The organism is Paraburkholderia acidisoli (genome assembly GCF_009789675.1).
Taxonomy (GTDB): Bacteria; Pseudomonadota; Gammaproteobacteria; order Burkholderiales; family Burkholderiaceae; genus Paraburkholderia; species Paraburkholderia acidisoli.
In genome coordinates, this window is sequence record NZ_CP046916.1 from 265,106 (window position 1) to 287,897 (window position 22,792).

General features: G+C 64.9%; 21 protein-coding genes. 12 read left to right on the top strand and 9 right to left on the bottom strand.

Going from position 1 to position 22,792, the window contains the following annotated elements:
- Together FAZ98_RS29740 and FAZ98_RS29745 are read right to left on the bottom strand one after the other, a co-directional pair.
- On the bottom strand, nt 1–462 hold the full coding sequence (locus tag FAZ98_RS29740) for a YaiI/YqxD family protein (RefSeq protein ID WP_158957024.1): 462 nt from the start codon (nt 460–462) through the stop codon (nt 1–3).
- Between the two features lie 47 nt (nt 463–509).
- Nucleotides 510–2,027, bottom strand: coding sequence for an HD domain-containing phosphohydrolase (locus tag FAZ98_RS29745; protein WP_158957026.1), 1,518 nt, complete (start codon nt 2,025–2,027; stop codon nt 510–512).
- A gap of 207 nt (nt 2,028–2,234) precedes the next feature.
- Between FAZ98_RS29745 and FAZ98_RS29750 the strand changes: the two genes are divergently transcribed.
- Nucleotides 2,235–2,816 (top strand): DUF308 domain-containing protein, encoded by a 582-nt coding sequence (locus FAZ98_RS29750; protein WP_158957028.1) that lies wholly within the window; start codon nt 2,235–2,237, stop codon nt 2,814–2,816.
- Nucleotides 2,817–3,112: 296 nt separating this feature from the next.
- The gene (locus FAZ98_RS29755; protein ID WP_158957030.1) at nt 3,113–5,173 is read left to right on the top strand and encodes a putative bifunctional diguanylate cyclase/phosphodiesterase; all 2,061 of its coding nucleotides are present in this window, start codon (nt 3,113–3,115) and stop codon (nt 5,171–5,173) included.
- 10 nt (nt 5,174–5,183) lie between these two features.
- On the opposite strand, the gene FAZ98_RS29760 is transcribed toward FAZ98_RS29755, so the two are convergent.
- The 4 genes from FAZ98_RS29760 to FAZ98_RS29775 all read right to left on the bottom strand — a co-directional run bounded on the left by FAZ98_RS29760 (nt 5,184) and on the right by FAZ98_RS29775 (nt 10,049).
- Nucleotides 5,184–6,305 carry a porin gene (locus FAZ98_RS29760; protein ID WP_233273010.1) on the bottom strand — a complete coding sequence of 374 codons (1,122 nt, stop codon included), beginning with the start codon at nt 6,303–6,305 and terminating at the stop codon, nt 5,184–5,186.
- 103 nt (nt 6,306–6,408) lie between these two features.
- Nucleotides 6,409–7,821, bottom strand: a complete 1,413-nt coding sequence (locus FAZ98_RS29765) for an FAD-binding oxidoreductase (RefSeq protein WP_158957032.1) — start codon at nt 7,819–7,821, stop codon at nt 6,409–6,411.
- A gap of 12 nt (nt 7,822–7,833) precedes the next feature.
- The gene (locus FAZ98_RS29770; RefSeq protein WP_158957034.1) at nt 7,834–9,171 is read right to left on the bottom strand and encodes an MFS transporter; all 1,338 of its coding nucleotides are present in this window, start codon (nt 9,169–9,171) and stop codon (nt 7,834–7,836) included.
- Nucleotides 9,172–9,311: 140 nt separating this feature from the next.
- Complete coding sequence (locus tag FAZ98_RS29775) at nt 9,312–10,049, bottom strand: HpcH/HpaI aldolase family protein (protein WP_158957036.1); 738 nt, start codon at nt 10,047–10,049, stop codon at nt 9,312–9,314.
- A 371-nt stretch (nt 10,050–10,420) separates the two neighbouring features.
- Between FAZ98_RS29775 and FAZ98_RS29780 the strand changes: the two genes are divergently transcribed.
- The 4 genes from FAZ98_RS29780 to FAZ98_RS29795 are packed head-to-tail and all read left to right on the top strand — an operon-like array spanning nt 10,421 to nt 13,125.
- A complete protein-coding gene (locus FAZ98_RS29780; RefSeq protein ID WP_233273011.1) occupies nt 10,421–11,113 on the top strand; it encodes an EthD family reductase in 693 nt (230 codons plus the stop codon).
- A gap of 43 nt (nt 11,114–11,156) precedes the next feature.
- Nucleotides 11,157–12,257, top strand: coding sequence for an LLM class flavin-dependent oxidoreductase (locus tag FAZ98_RS29785; RefSeq protein WP_158957038.1), 1,101 nt, complete (start codon nt 11,157–11,159; stop codon nt 12,255–12,257).
- Nucleotides 12,258–12,286: 29 nt separating this feature from the next.
- The gene (locus FAZ98_RS29790; RefSeq protein WP_158957040.1) at nt 12,287–12,829 is read left to right on the top strand and encodes a flavin reductase family protein; all 543 of its coding nucleotides are present in this window, start codon (nt 12,287–12,289) and stop codon (nt 12,827–12,829) included.
- A 32-nt stretch (nt 12,830–12,861) separates the two neighbouring features.
- Complete coding sequence (locus FAZ98_RS29795; RefSeq protein WP_158957042.1) at nt 12,862–13,125, top strand: hypothetical protein; 264 nt, start codon at nt 12,862–12,864, stop codon at nt 13,123–13,125.
- On the opposite strand, the gene FAZ98_RS29800 is transcribed toward FAZ98_RS29795, so the two are convergent.
- Nucleotides 13,115–13,435, bottom strand: coding sequence for an H-NS family nucleoid-associated regulatory protein (locus FAZ98_RS29800; RefSeq protein WP_158957044.1), 321 nt, complete (start codon nt 13,433–13,435; stop codon nt 13,115–13,117). The two genes, FAZ98_RS29795 and FAZ98_RS29800, sit on opposite strands and share 11 nt — an antisense overlap.
- Before the next feature lie 249 nt (nt 13,436–13,684).
- On the opposite strand from FAZ98_RS29800, the gene FAZ98_RS29805 reads away from it, so the two are divergent.
- Nucleotides 13,685–13,873, top strand: coding sequence for a hypothetical protein (locus FAZ98_RS29805; RefSeq protein ID WP_158957046.1), 189 nt, complete (start codon nt 13,685–13,687; stop codon nt 13,871–13,873).
- A 73-nt stretch (nt 13,874–13,946) separates the two neighbouring features.
- Here the strand turns inward: FAZ98_RS29805 and FAZ98_RS29810 are convergent, their stop codons facing one another.
- Nucleotides 13,947–14,855: a BKACE family enzyme gene (locus FAZ98_RS29810; protein ID WP_158957048.1), complete on the bottom strand. Its 909-nt coding sequence runs from the start codon at nt 14,853–14,855 to the stop codon at nt 13,947–13,949.
- 180 nt (nt 14,856–15,035) lie between these two features.
- Here FAZ98_RS29810 and FAZ98_RS29815 point away from each other — a divergent pair, with 180 nt between their 5' ends.
- Entirely contained in the window at nt 15,036–16,079 is a 1,044-nt protein-coding gene (locus tag FAZ98_RS29815; protein ID WP_158957050.1) for a phosphotriesterase family protein, read from the top strand.
- Nucleotides 16,080–16,109: 30 nt separating this feature from the next.
- Here FAZ98_RS29815 and FAZ98_RS29820 read toward each other — a convergent pair whose 3' ends face one another.
- The gene (locus tag FAZ98_RS29820; RefSeq protein WP_158957052.1) at nt 16,110–17,048 is read right to left on the bottom strand and encodes a TetR/AcrR family transcriptional regulator; all 939 of its coding nucleotides are present in this window, start codon (nt 17,046–17,048) and stop codon (nt 16,110–16,112) included.
- A 292-nt stretch (nt 17,049–17,340) separates the two neighbouring features.
- On the opposite strand from FAZ98_RS29820, the gene FAZ98_RS29825 reads away from it, so the two are divergent.
- The 4 genes from FAZ98_RS29825 (at nt 17,341) to FAZ98_RS29840 (ending at nt 22,770) form a co-directional block, all read left to right on the top strand.
- Entirely contained in the window at nt 17,341–18,426 is a 1,086-nt protein-coding gene (locus FAZ98_RS29825; RefSeq protein WP_158957054.1) for a porin, read from the top strand.
- A gap of 55 nt (nt 18,427–18,481) precedes the next feature.
- Nucleotides 18,482–19,783 (top strand): MFS transporter, encoded by a 1,302-nt coding sequence (locus FAZ98_RS29830; protein ID WP_158957056.1) that lies wholly within the window; start codon nt 18,482–18,484, stop codon nt 19,781–19,783.
- Between the two features lie 100 nt (nt 19,784–19,883).
- On the top strand, nt 19,884–21,245 hold the full coding sequence (locus FAZ98_RS29835; RefSeq protein ID WP_158957058.1) for an aspartate aminotransferase family protein: 1,362 nt from the start codon (nt 19,884–19,886) through the stop codon (nt 21,243–21,245).
- Between the two features lie 4 nt (nt 21,246–21,249).
- A complete protein-coding gene (locus FAZ98_RS29840) occupies nt 21,250–22,770 on the top strand; it encodes an amidase (RefSeq protein WP_158957060.1) in 1,521 nt (506 codons plus the stop codon).
- Nucleotides 22,771–22,792: the final 22 nt, after the last annotated feature.

The following is a 22,792-nucleotide window of genomic DNA, read 5'->3' on the forward strand; positions in this document are numbered from 1 at the left end:
TCATGCGTTTCGCGGCGGCGCATGCCGCGCGAGGAACCGGTCGAGCTGGCTCGCGAAGGTCTTGCTGTCGCGCGCGCTGAACGGCGCGGGGCCGCCCGTGTCGATACCCGAGTTGCGCAATTGCTCCATGACGTCGCGCATCGTCAAACGCTCCTGGATATTCTCGCGCGTGAACCAGTTGCCGCGCGTGTCGAGCACGTGCGCGCCGCGCTCCAGCGCGGCGGCGGCGAGCGGGATATCGGCGGTGATGACGAGATCGCCCGCGGCCGCGAGTTCGACCACGCGCGCGTCGGCGGCGTCGAAACCCGCCGGCACCTGGATCGACTTGATGAACGGCGAGGGCGGCGTGCGCAGCGCCTGATTGGCGACGAGCGTCACGACGATTTCCGTGCGGCGCGCCGCGCGGAACAGGATGTCCTTGATGACGACCGGGCAGGCGTCGGCGTCGACCAGAATTTGCATGAGCGAAGGCGGAATGGGCGAAACGAGTCCGCCATCATAGCAGCGCGCTACAGCAGGCCCAGCGCGGCCGCCTTGAGTGTTGCCGCCGCGCGCGTCGAGCACTCGAGCTTGCGAAACACGCTTTCGACGTGCGTGCGCACGGTGCTCGGACTCAGCGTCAATGCGCGCGCGGCCTCTTTGTTGCTCGCACCGCGCGAAATGGCGCGCAATACGTCGATCTCGCGTGCCGAGAGCGGCGCGGATGCTTGTGAGGATCCTTGTGCCGATGCGCGCGCACCCGGCGTGCCGCCACCGGCGGGACGCGGCGCGGTCACGCCGCTGTCGGCGAGCAGGGCGTCGACCACCTCGCCGCTCAAGCGTCCGGCGGCCACGTCGTCATGCAACTGCCGCGCGGCCTCTTCGGCGCAAAGCGCCGCGCGCCACGGGCGTGCCGAGCGCAACGCGACCCATGCCACCGTGGCGGCCAGCACGCGGGCTTCGAGCGTTAGCGCAGCCTCGCGTGCGCCGCGAAAATAGCCCGAGCCGTCGAGCCGTTCGTACGCCTGCGACGCGAGTTCCGCCGCCTCGTTCAGCGCGCCCGCCTGCTTGCCCGCCCGCGCGGTCCAGTACGGCACGAGCCGTACTTTCTCCCATGCGCTCTCGGGCAAGCGCGTGGTCGCGTTCCAGATGCCATTGGGTACCGCCGCGCGCCCGATGCCGTGGATCAGCCCCGCGCGATAGACGCGCAGCGGCGCGGCCGGGTCTGCGGTGAGCCGCGCGCAACATTGCGCGGCCGTGGCCGCGACGGCGCGCGAAAAGCCCGTCATCCACGGCAGTTTCAGGTCGATGACGTCGGCGATCAGTTCGGCCGAGGTCGTCTGCTGCATGGCCGGCGTGGCGAGCGCGGCGTCGAGTTCGCCGGGCGTGGCGCGATCCAGTTCCGCGATCCATTCGTGCGCATGCTGTGCCGCGATCGCGACGAGGCGCGCGGGATAGCGCGTCTCCGAACGTTGCGCGACGAGCGCTAGCGCCGCCGCCACGCCATGCGCGCGGCCCAACGCTTCCAGATCGCCGGCCAGCCCCACCACGAACACCGCGAACGGCACCGCTTCGCCCGCGAGTTGCGCGGGCACGCCGTGGCCGTCCCACGATTCGAAAATGTGGCGCAACGCGCGCTCGGTCTCGCGCGCGAGGCCCAGCATGCGTGCGACTTCGCCGGACACTTCGCAGTGGATTTGCGCGAGCGGCGCGAGCAGGGCGCCGACATCGCCACGGCCTTCCAGCGGCTTCGCCCAGCCCGAGCGGTTTTCCAGCATGGCGCCGCGCACCTGGACGTCGTCGCCGAACAGCTCGGCGAAGCCGCCCGCATTGGCGGTGCAGCCCGACCAGCGCAGCAGCGAGGTTTCGCGCACGGTGTCGCAGGCGGCGGCGTCGAGTTGCGCCGCGTGCGCGAGTCGCGCCGCGAGCCAGGCCGTGCGCGGCGAGTGGTCGGTGGGCTGGCCCATGCTCAAGTCGCCGATAAAGGCGAGTGCCTTCACGGCGTCGAACACGCGCAGCGGCGAGAGACGGGCTTCGTCTGCGGTCATGGTGTATCGGCGGAATGACGCGGAAAAGAGCGACCACTATAAGGCACGGCGCGTGACGCCGCATGCGCCGGGTCGGTCATTCGACCGATGCCGCCGCGCGCCGCGCAATGCGATGCTGTTTCCCACTGCAGGCCGTGCCGCAACAGCATGCGGGGACGCACCCGCGCACCCGCGCACACGGCCGCGACGAACCGGACAGGAGTTGCCATGAACGATCGACATGTGAATACCGCCCGCGCCACGGAAACGCGCTGGCTCATGCAGTATTACTTTGTGCGGACGGCGTTTTCCGCGCTTTGGGTGGCGCTCGCGTTCAGCCTCGGGCGGCACTCGCCGGGCGCCGCGGCCGCGCTGCTCGTCGTGTATCCCGCGTGGGACGCGCTCGCCAATTACGTTGATATGGCGCGCAGCGGCGGCGCGGCCGCCAACCGCACGCAGGCGCTCAACTTCGTGATTAGCGTGTTGACGGCGCTCGCGGCCCTCGTCGCACTGCGAGCGGGCGCGCATTGGGTACTGGACGTGTTCGGCGCATGGGCGATTCTCGCCGGGCTGATGCAACTCGGCACGGCCGTGCGCCGCTGGAAAGACTTCGGCGCGCAATGGGCGATGATTTTGAGCGGCGCGCAGTCGGCCTTGGCGGGGACGTTCTTTATCGTGCAGTCCAATGCGCCCACACCCGCCATCGAGAAAATCGGCGGGTATGCGGCGGTGGGCGCGGTCTATTTTCTGATCTCCGCGCTGTGGCTCGTGGTGAGTCAATGGCGACGCAAGGCGGCCCAGGTTTCGTAAAACTCACTCACGGTTTTCCGGTCGTATTTTCCGCCTATGCACCATAAGCGATCGCCGGAAGCATCAATATTGCCGGTTCGGCGCGATGCGCAACGTTCTTGCGCGTCGTCGCATCGACTTTTACCGGCATCGGCAAGCATGCCTAAGTATCGCGTGAGATTTATTCTGACCGTTCCCGACCGCCGTTTTTATGCGAAAAGAATAGAGTGATTTTCGGGGTAGGAGAGAAGCGGAAAACTCGCGTAATCTGATCCTTTGTGCCGTAGCCAATTCACTCGGGACGAAGGAATCACTCGATGCTGGTGAGCACCTATAACCAGATGCTGGTGGCCTGCTCGATGCTTGTCGCGATTCTGGCGTCCTACACGGCGCTCGACATGGCGGGAAGAATCGCTTCGGCGAAAGGCCGGGCCGCGCGCTGGTGGCATGCGGGCGGCGCCTGCGCAATGGGGCTCGGTATCTGGTCGATGCACTTCGTCGGCATGCTCGCCTTCAGTCTGCCCATCCCGCTCGGCTACGATCCCGGCATCACGCTGCTCTCGCTGTTGATCGCCATCGGGGCTTCGGCCTACGCGCTTTCGGTGGTCGGGCAAGTCACGCTGCCGGGGCATCGGTTGCTGGCGGGCGCGTTGCTGATGGGATTCGCGATCGCGGCCATGCACTACACGGGCATGGCCGCGATGCGCATGAACCCGGTCATTCAGTACGATCCGGCGTTGTTCGCGCTCTCGCTCGCGATTGCCGTGGCCGCTTCGGGCGCCGCGTTGTGGATCGCGTTTCGCCTGCGCAAGCCGTCGCGGCGCGTGCGCCGCCTGCGCGTGGGCGCGGCCGTCATCATGGGCTGCGCGATCTTCGGCATGCACTACACCGGCATGGCCGCCGCGCATTTCGAGGCGGGCAGCGTCTGCATGGCGGCGGGCGAAGGCGTCGATCCGCAATGGCTCGCGGTGGTCGTCATCATCGTGACGCTGGCGGCCTTGTCGATCGCGCTGATCGTTTCCGTGCTCGACCACCGGCTCGACGCGCGCACCGCGATGCTGGCCACTTCGCTCGCGCAGGCCAACGAAGAACTGAACTATCTCTCGCTGCACGACGCGCTCACCAAACTGCCCAATCGCACGCTGCTCGACGACCGCCTCAAGCAGGCCATGCATCGCTCGGCGCTGGGCAATTCGCGTTACGCGTTGATGTTCATGGGGCTCGACAACTTCACGGCCGTCAACGACGTGTATGGCCATCATGTCGGCGACCTGCTGTTGATCGACGCCGCGCGGCGCATCGTGGAGACCGTGCCCGGCAGCGACACCGTGGCGCGCGTGGGCGGCGACGGTTTCGCCCTGCTGATCAAGATCGGCGAACCGCAGGACGCCGCCGCCATCGCCGAAAAACTCACTAAAGTGATTGGCGCGCCCTTTCCGGTCACGGGCCATCAATTGAGTGTGTCGATGAGCGTGGGCATCGCCATCTATCCCGGCAACGGCGTTCATCCGCAGGACGTGCTGGCGAATGCCAACGCGGCCATGCATCACGCCAAACTCACGAGCCGCAACAGTTACTGTTTTTTCGAAACGTCGATGAACGTCAACGTGCATGCGCAGATGCAGATCATTCAGGACCTGCGCCGCGCGCTGACGCAGCACGAACTCGCGCTCCACTATCAGCCTAAATTTCAGGTGCCGTGCGGTTCGATCGTGGGGGCCGAGGCGCTGTTGCGCTGGGTGCATCCCACGCTCGGCATGATTCCGCCCGCCGAGTTCATTCCGGTGGCGGAAAAGTCCGGCCTGATCGTGCCGATCGGCGTGTGGGTGCTCGACGAGGCGTGCCGGCAGATGCGGGCGTGGCACGACGCCGGGCATATCGACTGGACCATCGCCGTGAATCTCTCGCCCGTGCAATTCGCGCATGCCGATCTGATCGACACGGTGCGCAAAACGCTGGCGCGGCATCAACTCAATCCCGGCAGCCTCACGCTCGAAGTGACCGAATCCACGGCCATGGCGAATGTCGAGGCGAGTTTGTCGATACTGCGCGCGCTACGCCAGGCGGGCGTGAGAATTTCGATCGACGACTTCGGCACGGGTTATTCGAGCTTGCTGTATCTGAAGCGCTTGCCCGCCGCCGAACTCAAGATCGATCGCGGCTTCGTGCGCGACTTGTCGCGCGGCTCGGAAGACGCCGCGATCGTCGCGGCCATTGTTGCGCTCGGCCATACGCTCAAGCTCAAGATCGTCGCGGAAGGCGTGGAAACCACCGAGCAGCGCGCGCTGCTCACCGAACTGGGCTGCGACACGCTGCAAGGCTATCTGCTCGGCAAGCCCATGACCGCCGACCGGTTTCTCCAGGCGACGGCCGCGTGAGGCGCACGCGTCAGAAGGTCTTGCGTATGCCGAGCCGCAGCGCGAGTTGATTCACCGAGGTCGAAGGCGCCAGCACGGGCGCGAGATCGGCCACCGCGCCGCCGCCCGCACGCATGTAGGTCGCCGTTGCGTAGACGTCGGTGCTCTTCGAGAGGAAATAGTCGGCGCTCGCATCCACCTCGTGATAGTGCGGTTTCTGGCCGGTGGCCGAGACCGAGCCCAGCGTGTAGCTGTACGCGGTGCCCAGTTGCAGCGTGGGCATGAGCTGATAACTCGCGACGATTTCGCCGATATTGAACGTGACGTGACCGCCGATCTTCGCGCCGAGCGTGGCGTCGAGATCGCCGAACTGCGTGTGCGTCCAAGTGGCGCTGAGCTTGAACGAACCGAGCGTATACATGCCGCCGAGGCCCAGTACCTTGTAGCTGCCCGCCGCGAGACCGTAGTTGCCGTCCACGGTATTGCTCGCGAGCCAGACGCCGTCGGTGACGGACGTGGCCGGATGGTCGATCGCGGTGTAGGCGGCGGCGAACTCGAACGCGCCGCCCACGTACTGCAACGCGAACGACTTCGCGCTGTTGCGCGCGAAATTGCCGGCCGTGCCGCCGAAGCTGTACGCGGCTACGCCGGTCAGGCCGGCCATGACCGGCGACACGTATTTGACCGCGTTTTGCAGGCGAAAGTCGATGCCGTTGTTGTCCAGATCGCCGGGGTGCGGGAACAGAATGCCGCCCGGCAAGCGCGCGTTCGCGGAATACGGGCCGATGTAATCGCCGATCTCTTCGTCCTGGCGGCCGAGTGTCAGCGTACCGTAGCGCGCGTTCGACAAGCCCACGTAAGCGGGACGGCCGAACATGCGGCCGCCCTGACTCAGCGCGCCCGTGTTCACGTTGAAGCCGCTTTCCAGCCGGAAAATCGCGCTGCTGCCACCGCCCAGATCTTCGGTGCCCTTGATGCCCCAGCGATTGCCCTGCGAAATGCTGCTTTGCATCTGCAACGCGCTGTGGCCGCCCTGATTGCTCGACCACGTCAAGCCGTCGTCGATGATGCCGTACAGACTAACGCTGCTTTGCGCGTAGGCACCCGTGCTGATCGTCAGCATGCCTAATGAAAGTGCTGCGAACCTTTTCATGTTGTTCACCTCTTGCGGTTGCTGGCTTTTTTGGGGTTGATGCGGCGGGATTGCGGGAGAAACGGCGCGCACCGCCTTCGAAAGGCGAGGCGCGCGAAGCGCGTCAAGATATCGAGGGCAACACCTTGCCGGGATTGAGGATGCCGTGCGGGTCGAGTGCCGCCTTGATCGCGCGCATGGCCGCGAGTTCGGCGGGTGCGCGGGTGTGGCCGAGCACATCGCGCTTCTTGCTGCCGATGCCGTGTTCGGCCGATACCGAGCCACCGTATTCGCGCACGATGCCGTACACAAGTGCTTCCACGGCGTTGACCGTGGAGTCGTCCGCGCCCGCGACTTGCACGATCAGATGCAGATTGCCGTCGCCGAGATGGCCGTACGTGAGCACCGTGCTGCCGGGCCACGTGGCGCGCAACGCCTCGTCGCATTGCTGCGCGGCGCGGCCGATGTCGGCAATGGCGAAGCTCACGTCGAACGCGATCAGATCGGGCATCAGAATCGGGAATTCCGCAGTGGCGTCGCGAATACGCCAGAACGCACCCGCGTCGCTTTGCGATTGCGCGATCGACGCATTGGCGATCACGCCTGCCTCGAGCATCGCGGCGAGAAAGTCCTCGAATGCCTGCTGATGGCTCGCTTCGTCGCCGCCTGCCGATTCCATCAGCACGTAGAACGGATGCGGCGTGTCGAGCGGCGCGCGCAGGCCGTGCACGTTGCCGAGCATGTAGTCGACGAAACTCGGCCACATCACCTCGAACGCGGAGACGCCTGTCGACAAGTGCCGCTGCGCTTCGCCGAGCAGGCGCGTGACGGCCGCGTAGTCGGGCAGTCCGCACCATGCCGTGGCGAGCGCGCCGGCGCGCGGCCGCAAACGCAGCACGGCGCGCGTGATGATGCCGAGCGTGCCTTCGCTGCCGATCATGAGATTGCGCAGGTCGTAACCCGTGTTGTTCTTGACCATCTTGTGCAGACCGCCGATCACGCTGCCGTCGGCGAGCACCGCTTCGAGACCGAGTACCTGGTCGCGCGCCATGCCGTAGCGAATCACGCGATTGCCGCCCGCATTGGTCGCGAGATTGCCGCCGATCGTGCAGCTGCCGCGCGCCCCCAGATCGAGCGGAAACATCAAACCGGCTTCGCTCGCGGCCTGCTGCACGGCCTCGAGCGTGACGCCGGTCTGCACGGTGATCGTGCTCGAAATAGCGTCCACTTCCTCGATGGCCATCATGCGTTCGAGCGACAGCGCGATCTCGTTCGCCGCGGTACACGCGCCGCCCGCGAGCCCGGTGAGGCCGCCTTGCACGACCACGGGTTGACGAAAGCGGTTGCAGATCGCGAGCGCTTGCGCAACCTGTTCGGTCGAGCGCGGCCGCAGCAGCGCGAGCGGCGTTGCGCCGGGCATGCCGCTCCAGTCGGCGTTGCGGCGCTCGAGCAGACGTTCGCGCGGGCTGACCACGTCGTCGCCGAGCGCTTCGGTCAGGGCCGTCAGGATTGCGCTATTCGATAGTGTATTGGACATAGTCTGGATTCCTTATCGATGGGTCGGCTCGCCATTCGGCGCCGGCTCGGTCTGGACCGACACCAGCGCGAGCAGTACGACCGCGAGCAGCGAGACGGCGGCGAACAGGTACATGGCGTCGTCCAGCCGGTTCGTCAGCGTCTTGATCCAGCCGACGATATACGGCGAGAAGAAGCCGGGCACATTGCCGAGCGAGGTAATGAACGCAATGGCCACGGCGGCGGCCGTGCCCTGATAGCTCGACGTGGGCAAATTCCAGAACACGGGCAGCGACGCCATCAAGCCGAACATGGCAAGGCTCAGCACCACCATCGACAAGGCCACGCTGTCCACGACGAACGGGCTCGCAGCCCAGCCGAGCGCGGCGAGCAGCGAGAGCACCATCAAGGTGCCGCGTGTGTTCTGGCGCCGATCCACGTGCGCGGCAACGAAGAACATGGCAACGGTCGCCACCGCCCAGGGAATGGCCGAAAGCAGACCGATGGAAAGCGGGTCCTTCACGCCCGACGACTTGATGATGGTCGGCAGCCAGAACACGAAGCCGAAGAACGACATGCCGTAGCAACCGTAGATACCGGAGAGTATCCAGACTCGCGCGGAGGCCAGCACGCCTGCCGTGGAGACTTCCGGGGTGGCGGTGCGGTCGCTCGCGATCAACGCGGCGAGTTGTTGCTGCTCAGCGGCGCTCAACCAGCTGGCGCGCTCGGGCGTAGGCGGCAAATAGAGCAGCGTGGCAAAGCCCAGCAGCACCGAAGGCACGCCTTCGATCAGGAACAGCCACTGCCAGCCGGCGATACCGCTCAAGCCCGTCATGCTGTGCAGGATCGCGCCCGAGACCGGTCCGACCACCACGCCCGCGATCGCAATGGCCGTCATGAAGATGGCCGTCATCTTGGTGCGGTATTCGCGTGTGAACCAACTCGTGAGGTAGAAAATCACGCCGGGGAAGAAGCCCGCCTCGGCCACGCCCAGCAGAAAGCGCATGACGTAGAACTGCATGGGCGTATGCACGAACATCATGCAAGCGGAGACGATGCCCCACGAAATCATGATGCGGGCGATCCAGCGGTGCGCACCGTATTTTCGCAACAGAACATTGCTTGGCACTTCGAACAAAACATAGCCGATAAAGAAAATGCCCGCGCCGAGCCCATAGACCGTTTCGGAAAAGCCGAGTTGATCGAGCATTTGCAACTTGGCGAACGCCACGTTCATGCGGTCCACCTGAGCGATCAGATAGCAGACGAACAATAGGGGCATCAAACGCCAGGCGATCTTGCCGAACAGCGCACGCGACGTGTCGCGCGATTCGGACGGCAGCGTACCGATGATGCTTTCTTCGGGAACCATGCTTGCCTCACTGCGTTGTTGTTCTCTGAGACGGGAAGAGGGCAACCGCGGCACCGAAATCATGCGTGCGCCCCGACGTTTGACGACTTGCGCGAGCGCCCGCGCACGCGATCCATGCGGGCGCCCGGTATGCGTACGCGTTACGACGTGGCGCTGGCGTGCGCCGTGATGAAACCTTGCTTGACGAGATCGATATCGTTCGCAGCCACCGCCATGCGATAGCCGTTCGCGAAGGCTTTGCGTGCGGCCGCCGCGTCGCCGGTGAAGAGGCCGCACGGCAAGTCGTGCTCGCGCGCGGCCGCGAGCACGCGTTCGCAGTCGCGCGTGATCACGTCGGGGTCGGCGGTGCCGCGCGACAGCGACAGATCCCCAGTGCCGATAAAGAGGTAGTCCACGCCCGGCACCGCCGCAATCGCGCGTGCGTTCTCCACGCCCTGGACCGTTTCGATCAGCATGCCCACCGCAACGTGGCGATCGGCGTCGAGCATGGCCTCGATGCCTGCGAGCAGCGGCCGCACGCCGCCTGCCGAGCGATTGCCGAAGGGCGGGTAGCGCGAGGCGGAAACGGCGCGGCGTGCGTCGTCGGCGGTTTCGATCATGGGAATGAGTACCGACGATGCGCCGGCATCCAGCGCCTGTGCAATCGCGTGCGGCGAGTTCTCCGCGCAGCGGCCGATCACGGGCACGCGCAGACGCACGGCGGCAATGGCCGCTTCGAGCGTGCCGCGCTCCCACAAGCCGTGCTGGAGATCGAGCACGATCGCGCCCGGTGCGGCGTGCGTGGCGAATTCCACGAGTGGCGTACTGCCCAGCGCGAGCCAGATGACGTCCACCGGCGCGGCTTGCTGCAAACGAGACTTGAGCGACGAAAAGAGCATGACCGGTTTCCCCGAGCGTCCCGGCGCGACGGCCGTAAACGGTCGCGCCTGTGTTCGTCCTGTGTGAGTCGCCGCAGTGGAAATTGCGGCCGTGTCCGGACAGGAATGCCGGGCACAGGAAACAAAACTGAATTCAGAATATTTTTGAAAAAAAAGAATGTCAAACGCGAATTCCATGATTCTGGATCGATCGCGGGTATACGCGGATACGCACACCTGTACCGTGAAATCGTCACGAATTCGGAGCGCAATCGTTGACTTCGAAATTTTCAAACCATATTCTGTATTCAGAAGTCAGTTGCACGATTGCGGTGCATTCGTTGGACAACAGACCGGCTCGCAAGCCGGCTTGTCGATGGGGAGATCACGCTGTGGAAATCGCTTTATTTCTGACGTATCGTGTGCCGCCGGGCGCGGGGGCCGCGCCGCTCAACACGTTCGCGCAGGCGCTCGCCGCCACACCGGAATTGCGGCAAGCGGTGCTGCACGTACCGGCCACGGCGAGCGATCCGTATCTCAACGACGAGCACGCGCCGCAACTCGTACTGCAGCTCTATTTCAACGAACTCACTGCGCTCGAAGCAGTGGCTTCGAGTACGGGCAGTTTGCAGGCTCTCACCGACCGTCGCACGATCGCGTGGACGGGCAGCGCCGAAATCACGCAGCAGGCCATGGCCGTGCGCCGCTATGCAACGCCCGCGCCGAATCACGACGCCGGCACCCGCTGCACGTATCTGGTCGCGTACGAAGGCGCACCGCGCGACTACGACGCGTGGCTTGGCCACTATCTCGCGGGGCACGTGCCGCTGATGCAGCGTCTGCCCGAGATCCGCGAACTCGAAATCTACACGCGGCTCGAAACCGTGAGTGCGTTGCCCGCGCGGCGCGAACAAGCGGTGCAGCGCAACAAGGTCGTGTTCGACACGGCCGAAGCGCTCACGCACGCGCTGCATTCGCCGATCCGCCACGACATGCGTCGCGACTACGAAGCGTCGCCGCCGTTCGACGGCCATAACGTGCATTTTCCGATGACGAGCCGCTACGTGCGCGTGCTTGCCGAATGACGCCGGCGTTGCGCCGGTCAGCGTAATTTTCAGGAGCGTACTGATGAGCGAGGTCGTGCAAAACCCCATGCGCGGGCCGAATCCCTTCAAGGTCGGCGTGTTCTCCGCGAATGCCGATGGCGGGCTGAGTTTCACCACCGTGCCCGAGCGCTGGACCGCGCAGTGGGACGACGTGCAGCGCGCGGCCGTGATCGCCGACCAGGGCGGCCTGGACTTCTTCCTCCCGATCGCGCGATGGAAGGGGTTCGGCGGCGCGACCAACGCGCGCGAATGGTCGTTCGAGACGTTCACGTTCGCGGCCGCGCTTGCGGCGGTGACCCGGCGCATCGCCTTGTTCATGACGGTCCACGTGCCGCTCGTGCACCCGATCTACGCGGCCAAGGCGCTCGCCACCGTCGATCACGTGAGCCACGGGCGCGCCGGTCTGAACATCGTGTGCGGCTGGAACCCCGACGAATTCGCCATGTTCGGCACGAAGCTCAGCGAGACGCCCTACGTGCAGGCCGCCGAGTGGACCGAGATTCTCACGCGGCTTTATAACGATCCCGCGCCGCTCGATTTTGCCGGCCAGTTTTATCAGCTGAAACAGGCGGTGTCGAAACCAGCGGCATTGCAGTCGCCGCGACCGGTGACGATGAACGCGGCGTTCGGGCCGCCCGGCCGCGATTTCGCGGCACAGTATTGCGATTATCTGTTCACCACGTTCACCGACATCGACACGGGTCGCCAGCATATCGACGATGTGCGCACGCGCGCCGCCAAGGTCGGGCGCGACGTGGGCGTGTACACGGTCGCGCACGTGGTTTGCCGCGAGACGGAGCGGGAAGCGCGCGATTACTACGACTACTATTCGCGCGATCACGCCGACGAAGCCGCGCTCGACTATCACATGAAGCAGAAGCAGGGCTTTTCGAAGAGCCACGAAGACGACGCCTACCGCCTGTACCGGCAGCGGTTCGCGGCGGGCACCGGCAGCTATCCGCTCGTCGGCACGCCGGAGCAGATTGTCGAGCAGATGGTCCGCATGCACGAAGCGGGATTCGGCGGCGCCGCGCTCACGTTCGTGAATTATGTCGAGGAACTGCCGTTCTTCTGCGAACGCGTGGTGCCGCTCATGCGCGAACGCGGCTTGCGGGTCGAGTGAGTAGAAAAACCCACAGGGAGTGAGTTTGAATGAGTCTGTTTGAGAATCCCGCCGAGCCGCGCGCCTTCGCTCCAGCCGACGAATTCCGCCGCGGCATGCGCCGGCTCGCGGGCGGTGTGACGATCGTCGCCGCGCGGCTGGCAGACGGGTCGCCATGCGGTCTCGCGGCCACGGCCGTGTGCTCGGTCACCACGGAGCCGGCCGCGCTGCTGACGTGCGTGAACCGCTCGAGTTCGCTCGGCAGCGTGATTGCGGAAGGCATGCCGTTCACCGTCAACGTGCTCGCCGCGCATCACGAGGAACTGGCGCGCGCGTTTGGCGGCATGCTCGGCCTCGATCAGACAGCGCGCTTTCTGGCCGGCGACTGGCGCGAGGCGCACAACGGGGCGCCGCGGCTTGCCGATGCGCTGGTTTCTTTCACGTGCCGGGTGGCGCGAACCGTCGACGTGTCGAGTCACCTGGTCGTGATCGGCGAGGTGGAACACGTGAACCTGCCCGAAGACGACGCTGCACGCCCGCACCTCATTTATCACAATGGCACGTTTCGGCAGATCGGCGAGAGTTCGGCGTAATGGCTGGCGCGCGGGTTTTGCGAATCAGTGTGGTGGCTGCGCAGTATGCGCAGGCAATGCGAGGTGAGGCGCAGCGTGTATTTGCACCGTTTCTGTGCGTTACGATCATCCGGCTTTCTGAAGCGCGGGGAAAAGCGCGGCGGAAAAACCTTGCGAATAACGCGTGCGAAAAAGCACGGCCTTTTCACATCGACGAGACAACAGCCCGCCACACGGCCGCGCGCGACCATGGCGTGAAAGCGCTGACTCAGGGAAAACCAGGAGAAAAAACGGTAAATGCCGCGATTAAGCTCTGACCGTTGCGAGGCGCGTGCCGGCAAAGGGATCGTTTCTCCAATCCACGGCATGCGCTTCTTTCGCCTCGACCGGAGTGGCGGCAATGGCGAAATGTTCCAGGGATTGCCCCGCGCTAATGGCCTGTTGAACCCATTGCGGCGCTTCGCCTTTACCGTCCCAGGATTGTCCGGTCGCGCTGCGGTACCGCGCCGCTTTAACGGCTAATTGATCCTGGGCGATGGATTCCGCCAGGGCTTCGGGGCTAATGCCGAATTCGTCCATTCTGCGGCGCAGATAGGACACGATGCTTTCTCTTTTGCGCTCGTCCACGCTTCCTTCCTTCAATCTTTATTTTTGCGCCGATTGGCACTCACGGTAGCGCAAGCGGCGTGCCTTTAGAATAGCACGCCGGTCGGGCGGGGGCTGTCATTTAGCGCACATAACGGGTGAATCCCGATACCGCGCGTTAAGGATCGCGTAATAAACCGTGACGTAATGAATGTTAATGCGTTTCGCCGCCGGGCGCGGCGCTTTACAACGCATTATGGCCGATTTTAAACGGTCGTTCGTGCGGTGTGTATGAAACGGGCGAAATCGGGCGAGCTTGCGACGAGAAAGGCGCTGGCGGTGCGCAACATGGCGGCTGGCGGCCAGATCGCTTTCGAGCACCATTTCGGGTGGCGGCACGATGCGCCTGAAGCGGTCGAGATCATCTTCAGCGAACGTTCCCTGGACGCGTGGTCGGTTGGGGGAATTGAGGTCGGATAAGTGAACCGGCTCGTCATCATGCGCGGCGACTGGCGGGGGCACGCTCCGCCAGTCGCTCAACGCATGGCACAACTCACGCAACAACTACGGCATGGGAATCTGCCCGCAAGCCGATGATCTCGCGCGCCTCCGCGGGCGTGGCCGGTTCGTAACCCATCTCACGCACGAGCCGCACAATACGCTCGGTGAGTTGCACGTTGGTCGCGAGTTCGCCGGGACCGTAGTACAGGTTGTCTTCGAGACCCACGCGCACGTGGCCGCCCAGCAGCAGCGAATTCATCGCCGAAGGCAGTTGCGCGGGCCCGATGCCGCTCACGCAGAAGATACTGCCTTGGGGCAAGAGATCCACCATCGACTGCAACACGCGCGGCGTATACGGCATGGCGTTCTGGAAGCCGCGATGCGCGCCGAGCACGATGTTGACGAAGAACGGCTCGGTGTCGAAACCGGCCGCCGTGAGCGCCGCCACGTCCTGCACGATATGCGTCGGGCTGAACACCTCCCACTCGGGTTTGATGCCGCGCCGCTTCATTTCCGCCGCAAGCTGTTTCGAACGTTGCGGCGAAGTGTGCATGAGCAGTTCCTTGTTGTCGAAACTCGCAATGATGGTGGTCGCGTCGAGCGTGCACATTTCCGCGCCCGCTTCGAGTCCCTTCAGCCGCTCCTCCCAGAGAATTTCCCAGTAGCCGTTGGGTGCCTGCGCGATCATGTCGCCGTGCACGCCGCCGCCTGTCGAGTTGTTGATGACGATGTCGCATCGCGCGCGAATGCGGGCGTTGATGTCGCGATAGATCGCGGGATCGCAGGTCGCGCCGTCGTCGGGACGTCGCGCGTGGATGGCGACGACGCTCGCACCCGCGTTGTAGCAGTCGTACACGTCGCGTGCGATTTCCCCGGGTTGCGTGGGCAAGTGCGGGTTCTGCTGCTTGCTCGCCATGCCGCCCGTGGGTGCGATGGTCACAATGACTTTCGGTTTGCTCATGAATGCCGTCTCCGGAAAAGTTGCCTCGGCAAAATCTTTTTGATCGAGGAACAGTTTTTTATTGTTCAGCGTACAATAAAATTTATTCCACGCCTCGTGGACGCATCAACCTGGGGATAACGCGAGCCCCGCGTGTCGTGTTCGCGCTCGCGCCTTCACCGCTCTCATGGACGCCGCAACATGAACGAACCGCTTTCGCGCAAAGGCCGCATTCAAACGGTGCTCGGTCTGATCGAGCCTGAAGCGCTCGGCCCCACGCTGATGCACGAGCATCTGCTGATCGACCTCGTGCCGCCGCGTCTCGCCGAAGACGCCGACCATGATCAAACCGAAATCGACATCTGCAATTGCTGGAAAATCAACTACGGGCAGGTGCCTTCGCTGAAGAACTATCGGCTCGATCAGAAGGACGTGGCGATCGAGGAGCTGGCGGAGTTACGCGCGGCGGGCGGCGCGGCCATTGTCGATCTGACCACGGGCGGTCTCAAACCCGACCCCGAAGGGCTTGCACAGATCGCGCGCGAGACGGGCGTGCAGGTGGTGATGGGTTGCGGCCATTACGTGCACGAGTATCAGGACCCGGCGAATGCACAGCGCAGCGTGGACGACTTCGCGCGCGAGATGATCGGGCAGATCACGCAAGGCGCGTGGGGCACGACGGTGCGCGCGGGCATTATTGGCGAGATCGGCTGCCAGTCGCCGTGGACCGATCAGGAAAGGCGCGTTGTCCATGGCGCGCTGCTCGCGCAGCAGGAAACCGGCGCGGCGCTCAATCTTCATCCGGGGCGGCACCCCGATCAACCGCAGGAACTCGTGGATACGATCGGGCGCCTCGGCTTTCCGCTCGAGCGCGTCATCATCAGTCATATCGACCGCACGATTTTCGACGACGAGCGTCTGCTGCGTCTCGCCGATTCGGGCTGCGTGATCGAATTCGATCTGTTCGGCTGGGAGCAGAGCGCGTATCCGATGTCCGACATCGACATGCCCAACGACGGCGCGCGCCTGCGCATGGTGCGCACGCTGTTCGACCACGGTCACGCGGAACGCGTGCTCATGAGTCACGACATCTGCACGCGCACCCGTTTAGGCCGTTATGGCGGCCACGGGTATCAGCATATCTTCGCCAACATCGTGCCGCGCATGCTGCGGCGCGGCTTCACGCAGGACGAAATCGACACGCTGCTCACGCGCAATCCGCGCCGCCTGCTCACGTTCGTGTAACGCGGCGTCGCTGCCCCAGCGCTTCGCCGCTCACTTCGCGAGCATGCGTTCCATGCCCGCGATGGCGACTTCCACGAAGGTGTCGAAACTCGAATCGAGCGGCACCTCGCTGCCGCTTTGCCAGCGCACGATGAACGCACGGTTCGCGAGCGCGGGCAGATGACGCGCGAGCGTCGGGTATTCGAGCGCGCGAATGTCGTGGACTTTCTCCTGCAACTGGCCAGTCCAGATCGCGAGGTCGTCGGTGGGCAGCGGCGCGAATTCGAGCGTCGCGAAACCCACCATGTTCGCCACCACCACGTTGTACATGTCGACCAGCCGGGTTTCGGCGCAGCCCGCCTGCAACAGCACCGCGAGAATGCGGTCGATCAGCAGCGGGCTCAGGCTCGCGTTCGACACGAGTTGCGCGCCCACCAGTTGCGCGACGTTCGGATGCCGTTGCACCGACTTGCGGTAGCGGCGGAACAACTCGCGAAACCAGTCCTGCCAACCCAGCTTGCCGATCTCGGGCGTGACGCCCGCCATGGTGGCTTCGACCACGGCGGCGAGCAACGCGTCGCGATTGGGCACGTGCCAATACACGGCGGTGGGATAGACGTCGAGCTGGCGTGCCACTTCGCGCAGGCTGAAGGCCGTGAGGCCGTTCTGGTCGATCTGCTCGATCGCCACCGCGACGATGCGCTCGCGCGTGAGCGCCTTGTCGGCGGGCGCTGCCTTCTTTCTGGCGGTGCCGCTGGCGCGTTTTGCCGGCGCCTCGGTCGAAACCTTGGCCGGCGCTTTTGCCGGAGCTTTGGTGGCCGATGCGGTGGCCGATGCATTGGCCGATTGGGTTGCCAGCCTGGTCGCCAGATTCGCGGGCGTTTTCGTCACGCGCGCGGCGTTGCCAGCGGGCGTGACGCTCGCCGCGGTTCTTGCCGCCGGTTTCGAGGTTCTTGCTGCGGCTTCCTTTGCAGTGGTGGCTTTCTTCACGTGTGTTCCGTTATTCGATGATGCGCCCGGCGCCCCGCGCAGACCACGAGGTCGAGCGGGATCATGCTGGATCAAGCGGGGCCGGGTCGGACAAGGCTTTCATTGTATATCGCACAACTGTCTCTTCACCGCGACGCCAGGCGCGCCTCCATTTTTTTCCTGGTTGCGTTTCCATTTTTATCGCCCTATAACCTCGTCTTGTTCATTGAACAATAAAACAGTGTTCGAAGTACAGATAAGCGGATGACAGCGTTCAGCCGCGACATTCACACGACGGGTATCGGAGATCGTTATGAAATGGAAAGTGTTGGGGAGCGCAATGGGGCTGATGGCGGCGAGCGCCGCGGCGCACGCGCAATCGTCGGTCACCTTGTACGGCGTGATCGACGACGGGCTCACGTTCGTGTCGAATCAGGGCGGCCATCACGCGTACCGCATGGACGACAGCATCAGCCAGGGCGACCGCTTCGGCTTTCGCGGCGCGGAAGACCTGGGCGGCGGCCTGAAGGCGATCTTCGATCTCGAAGGCGGCTTCAATCCCAACACGGGCGCGTCGCGCCAGGGCGGTCTGGAATTCGGGCGCCAGGCGTACGTTGGTCTGCAAAGCGATCGCTTCGGCACGCTCTCGCTCGGCCGCACCTACGACCAGATGACGACCACGCTGATCCGCTATCACTCGGGTTACTGGTCCGGCATCTACGCGTTCGACGCCGGCGACCACGACCGCATCTCCGGCAACTGGCTCAACAACGTCGTGACCTACGTGAGCCCGACCGTGCGCGGCCTGCATTTTTCGGCGCAATACGCGTTCAATTCGCTGAGCGCCACAGCGAACAACTACGGCGTGGCGTACAGCCTGAGCGCGACCTACGAACACGGCCCGTTCAGCATGGGCGCGGCGGCCACGAGCATTCACGACTACACGGTCACGCCCGGCAGCAGCCTGGGCGTGAGCCGCTTCCTCGGCACGAACGTGGCGTTTTCGTCGCAAGCCGTGGTGGTCGACCGGTATCGCACGGCGGGCGTGGGCGCGTCGTACGACTTCGGCATCGTCGGACTCTCAGGGCTGTACACGAACACGCGTTACGAGAAGGGCGCGAATGCCTCGACCCTGCAAAGCTTCAACGTGGTTTTGCACGGCAATGTGCGCCCCGACCTCGTACTCGCGGGCGGCTATGGCTATTCGAAGATGTCGCCGTATCAGTGGAACGAGTTCAACGCGGTGCTCGACTATCTGCTTTCCAAGCGCACCGACGTGTATCTCAGCGCGAACTACGACAAGGCCAACGGCGGCGCGCGCGCCGTACTGGTGACGCTGCCGATCTCGGGCAACGACAAGCAGCTCGCCGTGCGCGTGGGCATTCGTCACAAGTTCTGATGCGCGCCACGGCGCCCACTCACTCCTTTTTCCTGTTTCCCAGCCGGACGCGATCATGAACAGCAGCTCTTCTCACGCAGCCCCCTTCGATGCCACCACGCCCGCTTCGCTGCGCGCCGAGCAACGGCGCGCCATCGGCGCAGGCATGGTCGGCTATATCCTCGAATGGTTCGACTTCGGGGTGTACGGTTTTCTCGCGGCGATCATCGCGAAGAACTTTTTCCCGTCGACGGACGAATTCACCGCGTTGCTGGCCTCGTTCGCGGTGTTCGGCGTGGGCTTCGTCGCGCGGCCTATCGGCAGTGTCGTGCTCGGGCGCATCGCCGACGTGCGCGGCCGTCACATCACGCTTGCCACGACGATGATCCTGATGGCGCTCAGTACCGTCGCGATCGGCGTGCTGCCCACTTATGAGCGCATCGGCATCTGGGCGCCCGTGCTGCTGGTGGCGGCGCGTCTCGTGCAGGGGTTCGCGGCGGGCGGCGAGTGGGGCACGGCGGCGGCGTTCCTGGTGGAGTGGGGCGGCGCGAACCGGCGTGGTTTCTTCGGCGCATTCCAGCAATCGAGCATCGCGGCGGGCCTGTTGCTGGGCTCGCTCGTCGCGGCCATCCTGAGCAGCGCGCTCGATTCGAACGCACTCGCTTCGTGGGGCTGGCGCATTCCGTTCTTTCTAGGCGCCTTGCTCGGGCCGGTGGGCATGTACGTGCGCCGTCGCGTGCAGGAGTCGCCGTCGTTCGAGAGCGATGCGGCGCGCGCCAGCACGCTGAGCGGCGCGCAATTCGCGAAGGCGCTCTTTCACGCGTTTTCGTTCGTGATCTTCTGGGCCGTGAGTTCGTACATGGTGGCGGTGTACATGCCCACGTTCGCGAACAAGTACGCGCATATTTCGCGTACACAGGCGCTGTGGACGAGCACGGCCTCGCTTTTCACGGTGATGATCGTCGCGCCGCTCATGGGCGCGCTGTCCGATCGCGTCGGCCGCAAACCCGTGCTGCTCGCGAGTTGCGCATTCTTCGTGCTGCTTTCGTATCCGCTCTATGCTTTCATTGTCTCGGGCATCGGCTTTGCCACGTTCTTCTGGACGCAGTGGCTCATGAACGTGGTGTTCACGATGTACTCGGGCGCGGGCCCGGCGGCGCTCGCGGAGATGTTCCCAACGCGCGTGCGCTCCACGGGCGTGGCGTTCGGCGGCGCGCTCGCGACCATCCTGGGCGGCTTCTCGCCGTTCCTCACCACGTGGACGATCGCCTCGACGGGCGCGAGCGCGAACGCCGGCTGGCTGCTCGCGGGCAGTGCGCTGTTCACGCTGCCCGCGCTCGTGGTGATAAAAGACCGCGCGCGCGACGCGTCAATCTGATGCGCGCTCCCCTGCAAGACAGGCTGCGGAGTATCGTTGTTCACCGTACAATGAAGTATTGTTTGAAGATCCACCGTTCAACGAAGCAGGAACACACAGAATGACGACGTCGATTCTTCCCGAAGCGCGGGTCCACGCTCGCAGCACTGCCGCGACGGTCGGCGAGGCGCTGGCGACTGCCGCCGCCGCATTTGCCGCGCGCAACCCGCAAAGCGCCCAGCAATACGAACGTGCGGCCGAAGTCATGCCCGGCGGCAACACGCGTTCGGTGCTGTTTTACGAGCCGTTTCCGCTGGCCATGGCGAAGGGCGAAGGCTGCCGCCTGTGGGACGCGGACGGTCACGAATACCTCGATTTCATCGCCGAATTCAGCGCGGGCATTTACGGCCACTCGCATCCGCAGATTCGCGCGGCCATCGACGCAGCGCTCGACGACGGCCTGAATCTGAGCGGCCACAATCTGCTCGAATCGCGGCTGGCGCAAGCGGTGTGCGAACGCTTCGCTTCGCTCGAAACGGTGCGCTTCACGAATTCGGGCACCGAAGCCAATCTGATGATGCTGGCCACCGCGAAAGCCTTCACGGGGCGCGACAAGGTGATCGTGTTCGTGGGTGGCTACCACGGCGGCGTGCTCACGTTCGGGCGCGGCGCCAACATCGTGAACGTGCCGCACGCGTTTCTTTATGCCGAGTACAACAATCTCGACAGCGTGCGGCAATTGCTCGACGACAACGCGAACGAGGTGGCGGCGATTCTCGTCGAGCCGATGCAAGGCGCGTCGGGGTGTATTGTTGGCGAAACGGCCTTTTTGCAGGGCTTGCGCGAACTTTCGAGCGCGCATGGCGCACTGCTGATGTTCGACGAAGTGATGACCTCGCGGCTCGCGCCCGGCGGCTTGCAGGCCGAACTCGGCATCGTGCCGGACCTGACTTCGCTCGGCAAGTACATCGGCGGCGGCATGTCGTTCGGCGCGTTTGGCGGCCGTGCGGAGATCATGGCGTTGTTCGATCCGCGCAGAAGCGGCGCCTTGCAGCATGCGGGCACCTTCAACAACAACGTGATGACGATGGCGGCGGGCTGGACCGGGCTCACGCAGATCTACACAGCCGACGCGGCGCGTGCGCTCACGGCGCGCGGCAATGCGTTGCGCGAGGCGCTGAACGCGTGTTTCGCCGCGGCGGGCGTGGCGCTGCGTTTTATCGGCATCGGCTCGCTGATGAACCTGCAGATCACCGCGCGCCCTGTGCGTTCGGTACGCGACATCGACGCCGCGATGAACGTGTTCAAGGACCTGTTCTTTTTCCATCTGATCGAGCAGGGCATCTATATCGCGCGGCGTGGTTACGTGGTGCTGAGCCTGCCGGTGGGCGACGCGGAAACGGCGCGCTTCGAAGCGGCGGTCGCGAGTTTCATCGAGCGCTACGCGCCTCTATTGCCGCGTGAAAATGGTTCGGATCGCTAACGACATGGATCTCGTCGAATTGCCCGCGCCCGAGTTGCGCAAGATGATCGGCAGCAAAGCCATTTCGCCGGTCGAACTCACCGAGGCGTGCATTGCGCGCATAGAGGCACTCGATCCGTATGTGAATGCCATGGCCGCCACCGATTTCGACGCGGCCCGTCGCGCGGCGCGAGCGGCGGAAGACGCGGTGATGCGCGGCACGGCGCTCGGGCTGCTGCATGGCTTGCCCGCGGGCATCAAGGATCTCGAAGCCACGGCGGGCCTGCTCACCACGCACGGCTCGCCGCTGTATCGCGATCTCGTGCCGGCGGAAGACAATCTGCTCGTCGCGCGTTTGCGGGCGGCGGGCGCGATCGTCGTCGGCAAGACCAACGTGCCGGAACTGGGTGCGGGCGCGAATACGCGCAATCCCGTGTGGGGCGCCACGGGCAATCCGTTCGACCCGAACCGCAACGCGGGCGGTTCGTCGGGCGGCTCCGCGGCGGCGCTCGCGTGCGACATGCTGCCGGTGTGCACGGGTTCCGACACGGGCGGTTCGCTGCGCATTCCCGCCGCGTTGTGCGGCGTGGTGGGTTTTCGGCCTTCGCCGGGACTCGTGCCGAGTCCGCGCAAGCTGCTGGGCTGGACGCCCATTTCGGTGGTCGGGCCGATGGGCCGCAACGTGGCCGAAGCGCGCCTGCAACTGGCGGCCACGGCCGGTCTCGATAGCGGTGATCCGCTCAGCTACGCGGTGGATGGCCGCGAATTTCTTGCGCCACGCGAGATCGATCTCAGCCGTCTGCGCGTGGGTTGGACGGAAGACTTCGGCGTGTGCGATGTCGACGACGATATTCGCCGCACGTTCCATCGCAAGCTCGACGCCATGCGCGGCATGTTCGCGGTTTGCGAGCCGGTCGAGGTGGATTTCACCGATGCGCATCGCGCCTTCGACGTGATTCGCGCCGAGAGTTTCGTCGCGGGATTGCGTGCGGCGTACGAGCGCGATCCAGAGTCGCTCGGCCCGAACACGCGCGCCAACTACGAGCTGGGCGCCGCAATGACGCTCGCCGATTCGGCCTCGGCGCATGCGGCGCAAACGGTCATCGCGCGACGTTTCCAGCGGCTGTACGACCGCTACGACGTGATACTCGCGCCGACCACGCCGGTCGCGCCGTTCCCGTGGACGCAGATGTTCGCGAGCCGCGTGGGCGGTCGCGCGCAGGAGAATTACTATCGCTGGCTGGCGCTGACTTACGTGACCACGCTGTGCACGAATCCGGCCGCGAGCTTGCCGTGTGGAACGGACGAAGCGGGCATGCCGTTCGGTTTGCAGGTCATCGGACCGTTTCGCGGCGACCGCCGCACGCTGGATATCTGCGAGTCGCTGGAGACCGCGTTCGCGCGCTCAGTGGAACTCGCGAGGCCGCGCCCCGATCTGCACAAGCTCGCGAGCACGGTGGTGGAGCCGCCGTTGCGCTCGATCGTGGTGGCGGCGCCCGCGGGCAGCGAGCGGGCGATTCGCAACGCGGGGACGTCGCTGGTCTGAGACGTCCTGAACTGAGGCGTCC

Excerpts from the sequence above, each read along its gene's own strand:
- FAZ98_RS29745 (WP_158957026.1), bottom strand. The coding sequence starts at position 2,027 with ATGACCGCAGACGAAGCCCGTCTCTCGCCGCTGCGCGTGTTCGACGCC.
- FAZ98_RS29835 (WP_158957058.1), top strand. The coding sequence starts at position 19,884 with ATGACGACGTCGATTCTTCCCGAAGCGCGGGTCCACGCTCGCAGCACT.
- FAZ98_RS29770 (WP_158957034.1), bottom strand. The coding sequence starts at position 9,171 with ATGGTTCCCGAAGAAAGCATCATCGGTACGCTGCCGTCCGAATCGCGC.
- FAZ98_RS29785 (WP_158957038.1), top strand. The coding sequence starts at position 11,157 with ATGAGCGAGGTCGTGCAAAACCCCATGCGCGGGCCGAATCCCTTCAAG.
- FAZ98_RS29805 (WP_158957046.1), top strand. The coding sequence starts at position 13,685 with ATGAAACGGGCGAAATCGGGCGAGCTTGCGACGAGAAAGGCGCTGGCG.
- FAZ98_RS29830 (WP_158957056.1), top strand. The coding sequence starts at position 18,482 with ATGAACAGCAGCTCTTCTCACGCAGCCCCCTTCGATGCCACCACGCCC.
- FAZ98_RS29810 (WP_158957048.1), bottom strand. The coding sequence starts at position 14,855 with ATGAGCAAACCGAAAGTCATTGTGACCATCGCACCCACGGGCGGCATG.
- FAZ98_RS29765 (WP_158957032.1), bottom strand. The coding sequence starts at position 7,821 with ATGTCCAATACACTATCGAATAGCGCAATCCTGACGGCCCTGACCGAA.
- FAZ98_RS29755 (WP_158957030.1), top strand. The coding sequence starts at position 3,113 with ATGCTGGTGAGCACCTATAACCAGATGCTGGTGGCCTGCTCGATGCTT.
- FAZ98_RS29740 (WP_158957024.1), bottom strand. The coding sequence starts at position 462 with ATGCAAATTCTGGTCGACGCCGACGCCTGCCCGGTCGTCATCAAGGAC.
- FAZ98_RS29825 (WP_158957054.1), top strand. The coding sequence starts at position 17,341 with ATGAAATGGAAAGTGTTGGGGAGCGCAATGGGGCTGATGGCGGCGAGC.
- FAZ98_RS29815 (WP_158957050.1), top strand. The coding sequence starts at position 15,036 with ATGAACGAACCGCTTTCGCGCAAAGGCCGCATTCAAACGGTGCTCGGT.
- FAZ98_RS29840 (WP_158957060.1), top strand. The coding sequence starts at position 21,250 with ATGGATCTCGTCGAATTGCCCGCGCCCGAGTTGCGCAAGATGATCGGC.
- FAZ98_RS29750 (WP_158957028.1), top strand. The coding sequence starts at position 2,235 with ATGAACGATCGACATGTGAATACCGCCCGCGCCACGGAAACGCGCTGG.
- FAZ98_RS29790 (WP_158957040.1), top strand. The coding sequence starts at position 12,287 with ATGAGTCTGTTTGAGAATCCCGCCGAGCCGCGCGCCTTCGCTCCAGCC.
- FAZ98_RS29775 (WP_158957036.1), bottom strand. The coding sequence starts at position 10,049 with ATGCTCTTTTCGTCGCTCAAGTCTCGTTTGCAGCAAGCCGCGCCGGTG.
- FAZ98_RS29760 (WP_233273010.1), bottom strand. The coding sequence starts at position 6,305 with ATGAAAAGGTTCGCAGCACTTTCATTAGGCATGCTGACGATCAGCACG.